We start from the raw sequence: 13,019 nt of genomic DNA, 5'->3' as shown, positions 1-13,019 counted from the left end.
CTCACTCGAGGACCGACGCGGCGCGCATGTCGATGGCCAGTTCGTCGACCTCGGCCCCGGTCGCGGGCACCATCGGCAGCCGTGGCTCGCCCGCATCGAACCCCTGCAACCGCAGCCCGGCTTTGGCGAAGGTGACCCCGCCGGTGCGGCCCATGGCGTTGGACAGCGGCGCAATCGAGACGTTGATCTTGCGGGCGGTCTCGACGTCACCGGATTCATACGCAGCCAGCATGTCGCGCAGCTGGCCCGCCGCGAAGTGCCCGATCACGCTGACGAACCCGGTGGCGCCCATCGCCAGCCACGGCAGGTTCAGGGCGTCGTCGCCGGAGTAGTAGGCCACGTCGGTTTCGGCCATGATCTGCGCGGCGGCATGCAGGTCGCCCTTGGCGTCCTTGATCGCGACGATGTTCGGGTGCTCGGCGAGCTCGAAGATCGTGTCCGGGGCGATCGGCACCGCCGAACGGGCCGGGATGTCATACAGCATCACCGGCAGCCCGCTGGCGTCGGCGACCGCGGTGAAGTGCGCCAGCAGCCCGGCCTGCGACGGCCGCGAATAGTAGGGCGTCACCACCAGCAGGCCGTGGGCGCCGACCCCGGCGCAGGCCTCGGCCAGCCGGACGCTGTGTTCGGTGTCGTTGCTGCCGGCGCCGGCGATGATGCGGGCGCGGTCGCCCACGGCCTCGACCACGGCACGAAGCAGCGTGAGCTTCTCGTAGTCGGCGGTGGTCGGCGACTCGCCGGTGGTCCCGGAGAGCACCAGGCCGTCACAGCCGGCGTCGACGAGCCGGTTCGCCAGCCGTACGGCGGCGTCGGTGTCCACGGAGCCGTCCGCACCGAACGGGGTCACCATCGCGGTCAGAACGGTGCCCAACTGCGCCTTGGCGTCGAATACGGTGCTGCTCACGAGCCCAAGAGTACCTGGCGCCGCGCCGTTGCTCAGACCTCGGTGGCGAGCGGACTGGTCGCTACTTCGGTGCCGTCGGCCAGCGCGGTGATCTCGAAATCGCCGAACGCCGCCGGGGCGAGCCCGATGAGCTGCCGCAGGCATTCGACGGCCAGCCGGCGGATCTCGACATCGGCATGCTCGCTGGCACGCATCGCGATGAAGTGCCGCCAGGCCCGATAGTTGCCGGTCACCACGATGCGGGTCTCGGTGGCGTTGGGCAGCACGGCGCGGGCGGCCTGGCGGGCCTGCTTGCGCCGCAGCACGGCCATCTTCTCGCCGGGCTGATCGGCGGTGAATTTGGCCTCCAGCCTGGCCAGCAGTTCGGCGTAGGCGGCCCGGCTGGCATCGGCGGCCTCGGCCAGGATCTGCTGCAACTCCGGGTCGTCGTCCATCCCCGGCGGCACCACGATCCGGGAGTCCGGTTCGGGGACGTAGCGCTGGGAGAGCTGGGAGAACGAGAAGTGCCGGTGCCGGATCAGTTCGTGGGTGGCCGACCGGGAGATTCCGGTGATGTAAAAGCTCACGCCGGCGTGCTCGAGGACCGAGAAGTGTCCGACGTCGATGATGTGCTTCAGGTAAGCGGCGTTGGTGGCGGTGCGCGGGTTGGGCTTGGACCAGCTCTGATAGCAGGCTCGGCCGGCGAACTCGACCAGCGCCTGACCGCCCTCGGCGTCGGTGCTCCACGCAACGTCCGGCGGTGGTAAGAACTCGGTCTTGGCAATCAGTTGCACGCCCAACGGCGCCGTCTCGGCCACGGCACCCACCTTAAGACGTGCCGGCCCGGGGTCAGCCCTTCGGCACTTTCGCGGCGATTTGCCGGGCGATGACGACCGCGGAGTCCTTCGGGTCGGTGCTGCAGGTGTTGACGTCGACGACGACGTTGTTGGCCACGGTCAGCGCCCGCCCGCAGGCCTGCCAGGCCGACTCGCCGGCGTTCTGCTGGGTCGCGACGGTGCTCAACACGCCCTCGATGTTCGATATGCGCCCGGCGGTCCACTCCGAACCGCTCTGGGTGTGGGTGTACTCGTGGCATTCCGGCCATTGCTTGGCGGACGCCTCGAAGAACGCCTCGGCTTGCTCGGCGGTCGGAAACAGCACCACGGCCTGATCGACGAAGTGGGCGTTGTCTTCGCCGTCGCTGACACTCTGCTCTCGCACCGCGCTGAAACCGCTGCGCGCATAGACCTGCTCCTGGGCGACTCCGTCGACGGCCAGGCACTCCCTCGGCTGCATCGTGGCGCTGTCGTCGGGCAGCACATCGTGGGGGGCGTGCGCCTTCATGTCGGCCACGCCCATGATCGGGTTGATCTCCTCAGGGGTGAGCAGCAGTGCCCGCAGCCCGTCCTCGCCGACCGGGGCGACGGCGACCGTCGTCGTGGTCGGCGTCGCCGCGACGGTGGTGGTGGTTTTCGCCGCGCCGCCGCTGCCGCCGCAGCCGGCGACCGCCAGGCAGCCCACCACGACGAAACCGTAGGAAACCGAACCCCGCACGCGATCACACCCCGTGTTTCCGATCAGGCTTGTGGATCCGCACGCCAGTCAAAGGCGTCACCGATCAGCTATTCGGCCACAGTAGCGAAAACCGGGCAGTGCCGCCCGAGGTCAGGACGGATCCACCCAACCGCGTTGATGCCGAACCCTTTTGGTTACCGGCGGGCCCGAGCCCGCGACTCCGCAGGTTTACGTTGTAATCCCACCGGGTATCCCGGCACATCGGCGGCCACCCGGTCGCCTGCTGGGTGGACGGCCCCGCACCGGCGCGGTCCGTCCGTCCGGTCTTGATCCGATCAAGAGAGGCACACCACATGAGTGACGACAAGGACAGTGGCCCCGAAGCCGGCATCAAAGGCGTCGTGGAAGGCGTCAAGGGCAAGGCCAAGGAGGCTGTCGGCACGGTGACCGGAGACGACTCGCTCAAGCGGGAAGGCCAGGCGCAGCAGGACAAGGCCGACGCGCAACGCGAGGTTGCGGCCAAAGAGGCAGAGGCCGAGAAAGCCCGCGCCAAGGCCGAGGCAGACGAGGCGCGCGAGCGTGCCGAACAGTAGTGAGGGGACCGCGTGTTGATGCGCAGGATCGCACGTCCGCTGCTGGCGGCGGCGTTCATCGGTCAGGGAGTGGAGGCGTTGCGCCGGCCGCAGCAGGCCGGCCAGACGGCCCGTCCGGCGTTCGACGGGCTGCAACACCTCCCGGACGAGATATCGGCGAAGGTGCCGTCCGATGTGGAGACGTTCGCCAAAGCCAACGCGCTGGTCCAGATCGGCGGCGGCCTGCTACTGGCCAGCGGCAGACTGCCGCGGGTTGCCGCTGCGGCGCTGGCATGCACGGTCATTCCGGGCAGCGCAGGCGGGCACATGTTCTGGATGGAGCCTGACATCGGGCGCAGGGCCCAACAGCGCCAAGCGTTCCTGACCGACGTCAGCCTGATCGGCGGGTTGATGATCGCGGCGGCCGACACCGAGGGACGACCGTCGCTGGGCTGGCGGGCCCGGCGTGCCGCCCGGCACGCCTATCAGCGCGCGGCCACGGCTATGCCGGCCATGCACACCACTTCCGGTGATGCGGTGCTCGAGACGGTCGGCGACAGGCTGAGCGCGGGCCTGCAGGCCGGCGCCGAACACGGCCGAGAGCTCGCCGAACTGGTGGGTGAGCGGGCCGGGCCACTGCTCGAGGCGGCCGGTGAACGGGGCGCACAGTTCGCCGAGGTCGCCGCCGACCGCGGCACCGAGTTGGCGCAGGCGGCCCGCGAAAGCGCGAGCACCCTCGCCGAGAGCGCGCGCCGGCACCTTCACCGACCGGACAATCACCGCGGCCGGTGATTCATCGGCGTGGCCGCTCTCGGCGCAGCTCGGCCGCCAGATCGCCGCGCTCCCCCACACTGACCTGGCTCAATCCCAGCCAGCGCGCCATGGTCTCCAGCTCGGGGAGCAGCGCCTGCGCCACCCGCTGACGGGCATGGCCCGCTTCGGCGAACGCCCCGACGACGTGCAGCGCCCCGGCTCGGCGGTCGGCCTTCAGGTCCACCCGGCCGACCAGCTGCCCGTCCAGCAGGAACGGCCACACGTAGTAGCCGTATCGTCGCTGGGCCGCCGGGGTGTAGATCTCGAGCCGGTAGTGGAAATCGAACAGCCGCTCCACCCGGGGACGGAAGAAGATCAGCGGGTCGAACGGGCACAGCAGCGCGGTGCCCCGATCACCCCGGGGAATCGGCTGACCGGCCCGCAGGTATGCCGGCCCGTCCCAGCCGGCCACCGTCACCGGCTCCAGGTCGCCGGCGGCCACCAGCGCCGCGATCGCCGGTTTGGCCTGGCCGGCCGACAGCCGGAAGTAATCACGTAGATCGGCCTCGGTACCGACCCCCAGGGCGGTCGCCGCCCGCAGCACCAGTTCCCGCACGGCCTCGGCGTCGTCGACGTGGCGCGCCAGCACGTGGGCCGGCAGCACGTTCTCCACCAGGTCGTAATGCCGGGCGAATCCCACCCGGGTGGCGGTGGTCAGCACCCCGGCGGCGAACAGCGCCTCGGCCACCCACTTGGTGTCGCTGCGATTCCACCACGGGCCCTTGCCCGCCCGGCCGGCTGCCGACCACGTGGCGGCCAGGTGCGCCTTGAGTTGGCCGGCGGTGGCCGGGCCGATCTCGGCGACTGCGGCGGTGACGTCCTCGACGAGCTGCGGATTGGCCCGCACGATGTGGGCGCCCCAGCGGCCGTGCGGCCACTGTCGCATCCGCCAGCGCAGCAACGGCCAGTCATCGACGGCCATCAGTGCCGCCTCGTGCGCCCAGTATTCGACCAGCAGCCGCGGCGAGCGGCTGCTGTGGCTCCAGGCGGCGCGGTCCAGCACGGTGCGGTCGTAGCAGCCCAGTCGGCTGAACACCGGGGCGTAGTGGGCGCGCACCGCCACGGACACCGAGTCCAGTTGCAACACCTGGATGCGGGAGATCAACCGCTTCAGGTGCGCCCGGGTGATGGCGGCGCGTGGTTTGGCGACAGCGAATCCCTGTGCGGCGACCGCGATCCGGCGCGCCTGCGCCGGCGTCAACGACGCCATCAGCGGTGGTAGCTGCAGAACCGGTACCGCAGGCCGCGCGCGCTGGTGAGCCACGGCCCCGCGGTGCCCCGCCAGCTTTCGTCGAGCACCGGTGCGACGGCGTCCTCGTCTTGCCGGGGCAGGTCGATCTCCACCTCGGTCACCTCGCACCGGTCGGCCAGCGGCAGCGCCAGCGCGTAGATCTGCGCCCCGCCGATCACCCAGGTCTCGGCATCGGTCAGCGCCGCGTCGAGGGTCGGAACCACCTCGGCCCCGACGGCGCGGTAGTCGCTCCGGCGGCTGACCACCACGTTGGCCCGGCCGGGCAGCGGACGCACGCCGGCCGGCAGCGATTCCCAGGTCAACCGGCCCATCACCACCCGGTGTCCCAGGGTGAGTTCCTTGAAACGCGCCTGGTCTTCGGGCAGCCGCCACGGGATGCCGCCGTCACGCCCGATCACCCCGGACGTCGACTGGGCCCAGATCAGCCCGAGCGCCGTCATACCGCCACGGGCGCCTTGATCGCCGGGTGTGGGTCGTAGCCCAGGATCTCGATGTCGTCGAAGGTGTAGCCGAAGATCGAATCCCGTGGCGCCAGAGCCAGTTTCGGGTAGCCGCGGGGCTGACGGGACAGTTGCTCCCGCACCTGCTCGACGTGGTTGTCGTAGATGTGGCAGTCCCCGCCGGTCCAGACGAACTCTCCGACGTCCAGCCCGGCCTGCGCGGCCATCATGTGGGTGAGCAGCGCATAGCTGGCGATGTTGAACGGCACGCCGAGGAACAGGTCGGCGCTGCGCTGGTAGAGCTGGCAGGACAGCCGCCCGCCGGCGACGTAGAACTGGAAGAGTGCGTGACACGGCGCCAGCGCCATCTGGTCCAGTTCGCCGACGTTCCACGCCGAGACGATGATGCGGCGTGAATCCGGGTCGGTGCGCAACAACTCCACCGCGCGTTCGATCTGGTCGATGTGCTGCCCGCTCGGTGTCGGCCAGGAGCGCCACTGCACGCCGTACACCGGCCCGAGATCACCGGTGTCGGAGGCCCATTCGTCCCAGATGCTGACGCCGTGTTCCTTGAGCCAGGCGATGTTGGAGTCCCCGCGCAGAAACCACAGCAGCTCATAGACCACCGATTTGACGTGCACTTTCTTGGTGGTGATGAGCGGGAAGCCGGCGGCCAGGTCGTAGCGCAGCTGGTGGCCGAACAGGCTGCGGGTGCCGGTGCCGGTCCGGTCGGCCTTGGGGGTTCCGCGCTCGAGCACCAGGGCCAGCAGATCCTCGTACGGCGTGGCGATCGGCACGTCGTCCAGCTTACTTGCCCGGCGTCGGGGTAGAACGGAAGCCATGCCGACGATCACCGACACCATCACCACTGCCGACGGCGACTGCCCGGTCCGGCTGTTCACCCCGGACGGAGCTGGTCCCTGGCCGGGCGTCGTCATGTATCCCGATGCCGGCGGAGTGCGGCAGACCTTTGTCGAGATGGCCGCCGAACTGGCCGGTTCGGGTTACGCCGTGTTGCTGCCCGACGTGTACTACCGGCACCCCGGCTGGGCGCCCTTCGACATGGCCACCGCGTTCAGCGACGCCAAGGAGCGGGGCCGGATCATGTCAATGCTGGGCAGCGTCACCTTCGACCGTATGACGACCGACGCCGAGGCGTTCTTCGACTATCTGGCGGGCCGCCCCGAAGTCCGCGGGGAGAAGTTCGGGGTCTGCGGCTACTGCATGGGCGGGCGTATCTCGGTGGTCGTGGCCGGCCGTGTTCCCGATCGGGTGGCAGCGGCGGCGTCGTTCCACGGCGGCGGCCTGGTCACCGACGCGGCCGACAGTCCGCACCTGCTGGCCGAGCAGATGAGCGCCACGGTGTATGTCGCCGGTGCCGCCAACGACGCGTCCTTCACCAAGGCGCAGGCAGCGACGCTGGAGCAGGCACTGGCCGCCGCCGGCGTCGAGCACACCGTCGAGTTCTACCCGGCCGCCCACGGCTTCGCGGTCCCCGACAACCCGCCGTACGACGCCGACGCCGCGGCCCGGCACTGGGCGGCGATGCGGGAGGTGTTCGCCGCCGCGCTGACCGGATAGCCGTGCTTCCGGCCTAGCCGGGATGCAGGGCGTCACCGAGGTGGTCGGCGATGCTGACTTCATCGAGCTCGGTGTCGCGGGTTTCGCGCATCACCAGCACCGCGGCGAAGGACAGCGCTGCCGCGAGCGACAGGTAGATGCCCACCCAGCGCACGCCGTACCCGGTGGCCAGCCAGGTGGCGATGAACGGCGCCACCGCCGCCCCCAGGATGCTCGCCGCGTTGTAGGACACACCCGAGCCGGTGTAGCGGACATTGGTCGGGAACAGCTCGGGCAGCACCGCGCTCATCGGCCCGAATGCCAAGCCCATCAACGTCATCCCGATGATCAGGAAGACCAGTATCGCCGCGGGCGATCTGTCCGGACTCAGGAAGAGACCGAAAGTGGTCCCGTACACCATGATTCCGGCGATGAAGACCAGCAGCACCGGCCGGCGGCCGAATCGATCGGCCAGCACGCCGGACAGCGGCAGCACCGCTATGAAGAACAGCACCCCGATCAACTGCAGCCCGAGGAAGTCGGCGTAGCTGTAACCCAGCCCGGTGCCCTGCGGTGGCCGCTGGGTGGTGGCGTGGCTCAGCGTCCACGTCGTCACGGTATAGAACAGCGTGTAGGTCGCCACCATCACCAGCGTGCCGATGACCAGCTCGCGCCAGCTGTCCCGGAACACCTGGGCGATCGGCGCGGTGAGGCGTTCACCGCCCTCGATCGCCTGGGTGAACACCGGTGTCTCGGTGAGCCGCAGCCGGACATAGAGCCCGACGCCGACCATCGCGGCGCTCAGCAGAAACGGAATGCGCCAGCCCCAGCTCAGAAACGCCCCGGAGTCGTCGCCGCCGGCGGTGGCCGGCCCCAGCAGCTTCAGCAGCAGCAGGAACAGCGCGGTGGCGAACAGAAAACCCAGCGGTGCGCCCAGCTGCGGCCATATCCCCGCCGACGCCCGCCGGCCCGGTTTGGCGGTCTCGGTGGCCAGCAGCGCCGCACCGCTCCATTCGCCGCCCAGCGCCAGGCCCTGGCTGAACCGCAGGACGGCCAGCAGGACCGGTGCGGCCAGGCCGATGTGGTGGTAGGTCGGCAGCAGCCCGATCAGGAACGTCGCCACACCCATGACCAGCAATGAGGCGACGAGCGTGGCCTTGCGGCCCACCCGGTCGCCGAAGTGGCCGAACAGCACCGACCCCAACGGCCGGGCCACGAACGCCAGACCGAACGTCGCCAATGACGCCAACAGTGCTGCGGTTGGGTTTCCCGGGGGGAAGAACAGGTGCGGAAAGACGGTGACCGCCGCGGCCGCATAGACGTAGAAGTCGTAGAACTCGATCGTGGTGCCGATCAGCGACGCCACCGCTATTCGCCTGCGCGGAACCCCGTCGGCGAGATCCGGTTCCCTGGTGTGGGTCACCGCCTCCCCTCAGATCCCCGCTTCATCGGCAACCTCGCGGGCCTTGCGCACGAGCGCGTCGATCCACCCGGTGATCGGGGTCCCGGCAGCGGCCTTGTTCGCCGGGTTGTCCAGCACCCGCCGCACGATCCCCTCGGCGATGATCGCAACCTTCCAGAGCCCCAGCGCATGCCAGTACTGCAGCGTCGCCGCGTCGCGTCCGGTCTGCTCGAGGTAGACCCGGGCCAGTTCGGCCCGGTCGGGGAAGCCCTCCAGCGTGCTGAGGACGAACTCTCCGGCGATGTCCTCCTCGCCGGGCTCCGGCCAGTACGCCAGCAGGCTGCCCATGTCGGCCAGCGGATCGCCGAGGGTGGACAGCTCCCAGTCCAGCACGGCCACCACCTGCCCGTTCTGCGGTGAGGTGATCACGTTGCGCAGGTGAAAGTCACCGTGCACCAAGGTGAGTTCCTGCTGCGGCGGTGCCGCCGCGACCAGCCGCCGGGTCAGGTCATCAAGCGCGGGCAACTCGCGGGTCTTGGACTTCTCCCATTGACCGGCCCAGCGTTTGAGCTGACGCTGCGCGTACGGTTTGTGGCTGGCCAGATCGTCGAGGCCGACGGCTTTGATGTCGACGGCGTGAATCTTGGCCAGCGTCTTGGGCATTGACAGCCCGATCTGCCGGCGCCGCTGCGGTGTCAGCGATTCGGCAACCGACATCCGGTCCGCCACCACCCCGTCGACGTACTCCATCAACAGCAGCGGCGTGCCCTCCGAGTCGCGGGTCATCCCGTACACCCGCGGGGTGGGCACCTCGGTGTCCTCCAAGGCGGCAAGAATCCGTGCTTCCCGCGCGACGTCGTGGGCCGACGCCAGCAACTCACCCAGCGGCGGGCGGCGCAGCACCCACCGGTGATCGGCGGCGTCGGAGACCAGGTAGGTCAGGTTCGACTGCCCGATCCCGATCCGCTCGAACTTCACCGGGCGGCTGACGGGAATGCCCAGCTGCGCAATCCAGCGCGCGATCATCGGCGGGTCGACGCCGAGCACCTCAGCCACCATGACCTGCCCGGAAACCGGTTGCGTCACCGAGGATCTGGCCACCGTCGACCACCAGCGTCTGACCGGTGATCCAGCTCGCCGCATCGGATACCAGGAACGCGACCGCGTCGGCCACATCGACCGGTTCCCCGATCCGTCCCAGCGGCATCGTCGTCGACAACGCCTGCTCGTGTTCCTGCCACAGCACCTCGGCCAGCTTGGTGCGCACCACGCCGGGGCAGATGGCGTTGACCCGCACGCCCGGTGAGAGCTCCAGGGCCAACTGCTTGGTGACGTGGATCAGCGCGGCCTTGGTGGCGTTGTACATGCCCATCAGCGGCGCGGAGCTCATCCCGCCGATCGAGGCGGTGTTCACCACCGCGCCGCCGTGCTCGCCCATCCACGACTTGACCGCGCAGGACGTCCACAACAGCGGACCCCACAGGTTGACGTCGAAGATCTTCGCGAACCGGCCGTGGTCCTGGTCGATCAGCGGACCGAACGCCGGATTGGTGCCGGCATTGTTGACCAGGATGTCGATGCTGCCGAACCGTTCCAGCGTGAGATCGACACAGCGCTGGGCGGCGTCGTCCTCGGCGACGTGGGCGGCCACACCCAGCGCATCGCCATCGATCTGTGCGGCCGCGGCATCGGCGCTCTGCTGGTCGCGCGAGGTGAGCACCACGTTGGCGCCCGCCTGGGCCAGTCGCTGTCCGATCGCCAGCCCGATGCCGCGGGAGGCGCCGGTGATGATCGCGGTGCGCCCGGTCAGCTCCGTTGTCACTGGGCGGCCTCCCGGTACTTCTTCAATTCTTGCCGGGCGATGGCGCGCTTGTGGACCTCGTCGGGACCGTCGGCGAGCCGCAGCGTGCGCAGGTGCGCCCAGAACCCGGCCAGCGGGAAGTCCTCGGTGACGCCGCCGGCGCCATGCACCTGGATGGCCCGGTCGACGATCTTCAGCGCGATCTCGGGTGCGGCGACCTTGATCGCCGCGATCTCGACCTGCGCAGCCTTGTTGCCGACGGTGTCCATCAGGTAGGCGGCTTTGAGGGTGAGCAGCCGGATCATCTCGATGTCGATGCGCGCCTCGGCGATCCAGTCGCGGATGTTGGCGTTGTCGGAGACCGGCTTGCCGAAGGTGACCCGGGATTGCGCACGCCGGCACAGCAGTTCCAGCGCACGCTCGGCCATGCCGATGCAGCGCATGCAGTGGTGGATGCGGCCCGGCCCGAGCCGGGCCTGGGCGATCGCGAAGCCCTCCCCCTCGCCTTTGAGCACGTCCTTGGCCGGCACCCGGACATCGTTGAAGTCGATCTCGGCGTGGCCCTCGCGGTCCTGGTAGCCGAAGACCGAGACTCCGCGCATGACGGTGACGCCCGGCGCGTCGATGGGAACCACCATCATCGATTGCTGCCGGTGGGTGGCGGCGTCGGGATCGGTCTTGCCCATCACGATCATCACCCGGCAGTTCTGGTGTAAAGCATTGGAGGCAAACCATTTCCGTCCGTTGAGGACGTATTCGCCGCCATCTTTGACCATCGACAGCTGCACGTTGGTGGCGTCGGAGCTGGCCACCGCCGGCTCGGTCATCGCGAACGCCGAGCGGATCTTCCCCTCCAGCAGCGGCTTGAGGTACTTCTCCTTGTGCTCATCGCTGCCGAACAGCGTGAACACCTCCATGTTGCCGGTGTCGGGCGCGCTGCAGTTGGTCGCCTCCGGCGCCAGGTGCGGGCTGCGGCCCATGATCTCGGCCAGCGGCGCGTATTCGAGGTTGCTCAGGCCGGGGCCGACGTCCGGATGAGGGTGAAACAGGTTCCACAGACCGCGGTTTCGCGCCTCGGTCTTGAGCTCCTCCAGGATCGGGGGCTGAAAATGTGGGTTGCCGGATTCGGCCATCTGCGTCTCGTAGACCGGCTCCGCCGGGTACACCAGGGCGTCCATGAACTCCAGCAGGTCGGACCGGTATTTCGCCGCGCGCTCCGACATCTCGAACAGTGACATGCAGACTCCTCTTCTAGGACACTTCCGGATTGAGCAGGCCGCGCTGGTAGCGACGCATTCCACGCAGCCAGCGGTCGTAATCGGCTCCCTTGAACCGGTACATCTCCAGCACGGCCGGATGCGGCAGGATCAGGAAGCGTTCGTCGGCGATGGCGGCGAGCACCTCCTCGGCGACGGCGGCCGGTTCGAGCACCTCGCCGGCTGCGGTGACTGCCCGGGTGGCGAGATCTCCCAGCGGGTCGCCGGATTGTTCGCCGGCGTAGAGCAGTTTGGTGTTGACGCCCATCGGGCACAGGCAGCTGACCCGCACGCCCTGATCGCCGTAGCTGATGTTGAGCCATTCGGCGAATCCGACGGCGGCATGTTTGGTGACGGCGTAGGTGGCGCCACCGAGTTGGGTGAGCAGGCCGGCCGCTGACGCAGTGGCCACGAAATAGCCCTCGCCGCGGCGCACCCAGTCGGGGACCAACAGCTGCGCGGCGCGGATGTGTGCCCGCAGGTTGATGTCGATCGCCTGGTCCCAGTCGCCGTCGTCGGCTTCCAGGCCGGGGGCGCCGGTGATGCCGGCGTTGGCGAAGTACATGTCGACCGGACCGTAGTGGTGCTCGGCGAGCGCGATGAGCTCCCGGATCACCTCGGTGTCGGAGACGTCGCCGCCGCTGCTGGTCGCCACGCCCGGACGTTCGGCGTTGATAGCGTCGGCCACCGCCGCCGCGGCCTGCGTGTCGAGGTCGGCCACCACCACCGTCGCCCCGGCCCGGGCCAACGCTGTGGCCAGTGCGCCGCCGATGCCACCGCCGCCCCCGGTGACGATGGCGACCCGCTCGGCAACCTTCATGGGCACCTTCCCTCACTTCGGTCGTCCGTCACCGTAATTGAAACCGATTTCACCTTCAACTATTGGCCTTCCGGAAAGCGCAGCGCGTTGGCCCACAGCCGGGTCACCGTGCCCACCAGCGCCTCGAAGTCGATGTCGACCGCCTCGCCGAGCACGAACGCGCCGTAGGCCAGTCGGCTGACCATCCCCGAGAGCGCCAGGGATGCCAGCAGTGGATCGACGTCCGCGCCGGCGATCCCACGTGCCTGCAGATCGGCGATTCCGGCGGCATTGCGCTGGACGAACGCATCGGCGCGCTGCGATCGGAAAGCCCGGAACGTGGGATCGATCTGGGCCACCTGTTCGAGCAGGCCCATCAGCTTGGCATTGCGCCGATATGCCTCCAGGTAGGCACGATTGCTCGCCTCCAGTACCGCATAGGGATCGTCGGTGCCGCCCACCCGGCCCATGCCCGGGTGCATCATGTCCTGCTGTGCTTGTTCGAGAACGGCGGCGAAGATCTCCTCTTTGTTCGCGAAGTAGGTGTAGAACGACCCGGTGGCGCAACCGGCCGCCTTGGTGATGTCGGTCAGCTTGGCGTCGAGATAACCGTCCCGCTCGAACACCTTGCGGGCGGCGGCGACCAGCGCGGCCCGGGTCCGTGCGCCGCGCACCGTCGCCGGCGGTTGGCGGGTCGGGGCGGCCGGCACGGCTTCCATCCGGGCA

General features: G+C 69.2%; 15 protein-coding genes. 3 read left to right on the top strand and 12 right to left on the bottom strand.

The window, feature by feature from the left end; genetic code table 11:
• Position 1 precedes the first annotated feature (1 nt).
• The 3 genes from dapA to G6N19_RS17605 form a co-directional block, all read right to left on the bottom strand.
• Positions 2-850: a 4-hydroxy-tetrahydrodipicolinate synthase gene (gene dapA, locus G6N19_RS17615; RefSeq protein WP_408632511.1), complete on the bottom strand. Its 849-nt coding sequence runs from the start codon at positions 848-850 to the stop codon at positions 2-4.
• 86 nt (positions 851-936) lie between these two features.
• A complete protein-coding gene (gene thyX, locus G6N19_RS17610) occupies positions 937-1,701 on the bottom strand; it encodes an FAD-dependent thymidylate synthase (protein ID WP_013829434.1) in 765 nt (254 codons plus the stop codon).
• A gap of 31 nt (positions 1,702-1,732) precedes the next feature.
• On the bottom strand, positions 1,733-2,437 hold the full coding sequence (locus tag G6N19_RS17605) for a sensor domain-containing protein (protein ID WP_013829435.1): 705 nt from the start codon (positions 2,435-2,437) through the stop codon (positions 1,733-1,735).
• Between the two features lie 314 nt (positions 2,438-2,751).
• On the opposite strand from G6N19_RS17605, the gene mbp1 reads away from it, so the two are divergent.
• Both mbp1 and G6N19_RS17595 read left to right on the top strand, forming a co-directional pair.
• Positions 2,752-2,991, top strand: a complete 240-nt coding sequence (mbp1, locus tag G6N19_RS17600; protein WP_013829436.1) for a microaggregate-binding protein 1 — start codon at positions 2,752-2,754, stop codon at positions 2,989-2,991.
• Between the two features lie 18 nt (positions 2,992-3,009).
• Positions 3,010-3,762: a DoxX family protein gene (locus G6N19_RS17595; RefSeq protein ID WP_049793030.1), complete on the top strand. Its 753-nt coding sequence runs from the start codon at positions 3,010-3,012 to the stop codon at positions 3,760-3,762.
• 1 nt (position 3,763) lies between these two features.
• On the opposite strand, the gene G6N19_RS17590 is transcribed toward G6N19_RS17595, so the two are convergent.
• From G6N19_RS17590 to G6N19_RS17580, 3 genes are read right to left on the bottom strand one after another with little or no spacing between them, the layout of a single operon-like run.
• Positions 3,764-4,993 carry a winged helix-turn-helix domain-containing protein gene (locus G6N19_RS17590; RefSeq protein ID WP_193465369.1) on the bottom strand — a complete coding sequence of 410 codons (1,230 nt, stop codon included), beginning with the start codon at positions 4,991-4,993 and terminating at the stop codon, positions 3,764-3,766.
• Positions 4,993-5,475: a dihydrofolate reductase gene (locus G6N19_RS17585; protein ID WP_013829439.1), complete on the bottom strand. Its 483-nt coding sequence runs from the start codon at positions 5,473-5,475 to the stop codon at positions 4,993-4,995. Before G6N19_RS17585 ends, G6N19_RS17590 begins: the two co-directional genes overlap by 1 nt.
• Positions 5,472-6,272: a thymidylate synthase gene (locus G6N19_RS17580; protein WP_013829440.1), complete on the bottom strand. Its 801-nt coding sequence runs from the start codon at positions 6,270-6,272 to the stop codon at positions 5,472-5,474. The genes G6N19_RS17585 and G6N19_RS17580 overlap by 4 nt, the downstream gene beginning before the upstream one ends.
• A gap of 43 nt (positions 6,273-6,315) precedes the next feature.
• Here G6N19_RS17580 and G6N19_RS17575 point away from each other — a divergent pair, with 43 nt between their 5' ends.
• The gene (locus G6N19_RS17575; RefSeq protein ID WP_013829441.1) at positions 6,316-7,056 is read left to right on the top strand and encodes an alpha/beta fold hydrolase; all 741 of its coding nucleotides are present in this window, start codon (positions 6,316-6,318) and stop codon (positions 7,054-7,056) included.
• 13 nt (positions 7,057-7,069) lie between these two features.
• On the opposite strand, the gene G6N19_RS17570 is transcribed toward G6N19_RS17575, so the two are convergent.
• Genes G6N19_RS17570 through G6N19_RS17545 form a run of 6 tightly spaced genes read right to left on the bottom strand, consistent with a single transcriptional unit; the run spans position 7,070 to position 13,012 of the window.
• Positions 7,070-8,458: an MFS transporter gene (locus G6N19_RS17570; protein WP_193465368.1), complete on the bottom strand. Its 1,389-nt coding sequence runs from the start codon at positions 8,456-8,458 to the stop codon at positions 7,070-7,072.
• Between the two features lie 9 nt (positions 8,459-8,467).
• Positions 8,468-9,496: a phosphotransferase family protein gene (locus G6N19_RS17565; protein ID WP_013829443.1), complete on the bottom strand. Its 1,029-nt coding sequence runs from the start codon at positions 9,494-9,496 to the stop codon at positions 8,468-8,470.
• Positions 9,486-10,259, bottom strand: a complete 774-nt coding sequence (locus G6N19_RS17560) for an SDR family oxidoreductase (protein WP_013829444.1) — start codon at positions 10,257-10,259, stop codon at positions 9,486-9,488. The genes G6N19_RS17565 and G6N19_RS17560 overlap by 11 nt, the downstream gene beginning before the upstream one ends.
• Positions 10,256-11,476: an acyl-CoA dehydrogenase family protein gene (locus tag G6N19_RS17555; RefSeq protein ID WP_013829445.1), complete on the bottom strand. Its 1,221-nt coding sequence runs from the start codon at positions 11,474-11,476 to the stop codon at positions 10,256-10,258. Before G6N19_RS17555 ends, G6N19_RS17560 begins: the two co-directional genes overlap by 4 nt.
• 13 nt (positions 11,477-11,489) lie before the next feature.
• Positions 11,490-12,314 (bottom strand): SDR family oxidoreductase, encoded by an 825-nt coding sequence (locus tag G6N19_RS17550; protein WP_041318186.1) that lies wholly within the window; start codon positions 12,312-12,314, stop codon positions 11,490-11,492.
• Between the two features lie 59 nt (positions 12,315-12,373).
• Complete coding sequence (locus G6N19_RS17545; RefSeq protein WP_013829447.1) at positions 12,374-13,012, bottom strand: TetR/AcrR family transcriptional regulator; 639 nt, start codon at positions 13,010-13,012, stop codon at positions 12,374-12,376.
• Positions 13,013-13,019 lie beyond the last annotated feature (7 nt).

Source organism: Mycobacterium novum (assembly GCF_010726505.1).
In the GTDB taxonomy this organism is placed as follows: Bacteria; Actinomycetota; Actinomycetes; order Mycobacteriales; family Mycobacteriaceae; genus Mycobacterium; species Mycobacterium algericum.
This window is presented reverse-complemented; position numbering and strand designations above follow the sequence as displayed.

What these genes read in the sequence shown, in the direction of transcription:
- G6N19_RS17545 (WP_013829447.1), bottom strand. Translation starts at nt 13,012, where the DNA reads ATGGAAGCCGTGCCGGCCGCCCCGACCCGCCAACCGCCGGCGACGGTG.
- G6N19_RS17585 (WP_013829439.1), bottom strand. Translation starts at nt 5,475, where the DNA reads ATGACGGCGCTCGGGCTGATCTGGGCCCAGTCGACGTCCGGGGTGATC.
- G6N19_RS17555 (WP_013829445.1), bottom strand. Translation starts at nt 11,476, where the DNA reads ATGTCACTGTTCGAGATGTCGGAGCGCGCGGCGAAATACCGGTCCGAC.
- G6N19_RS17590 (WP_193465369.1), bottom strand. Translation starts at nt 4,993, where the DNA reads ATGGCGTCGTTGACGCCGGCGCAGGCGCGCCGGATCGCGGTCGCCGCA.
- mbp1 (WP_013829436.1), top strand. Translation starts at nt 2,752, where the DNA reads ATGAGTGACGACAAGGACAGTGGCCCCGAAGCCGGCATCAAAGGCGTC.
- G6N19_RS17550 (WP_041318186.1), bottom strand. Translation starts at nt 12,314, where the DNA reads ATGAAGGTTGCCGAGCGGGTCGCCATCGTCACCGGGGGCGGCGGTGGC.
- G6N19_RS17565 (WP_013829443.1), bottom strand. Translation starts at nt 9,496, where the DNA reads ATGGTGGCTGAGGTGCTCGGCGTCGACCCGCCGATGATCGCGCGCTGG.
- G6N19_RS17595 (WP_049793030.1), top strand. Translation starts at nt 3,010, where the DNA reads ATGCGCAGGATCGCACGTCCGCTGCTGGCGGCGGCGTTCATCGGTCAG.
- G6N19_RS17575 (WP_013829441.1), top strand. Translation starts at nt 6,316, where the DNA reads ATGCCGACGATCACCGACACCATCACCACTGCCGACGGCGACTGCCCG.
- dapA (WP_408632511.1), bottom strand. Translation starts at nt 850, where the DNA reads ATGGTGACCCCGTTCGGTGCGGACGGCTCCGTGGACACCGACGCCGCC.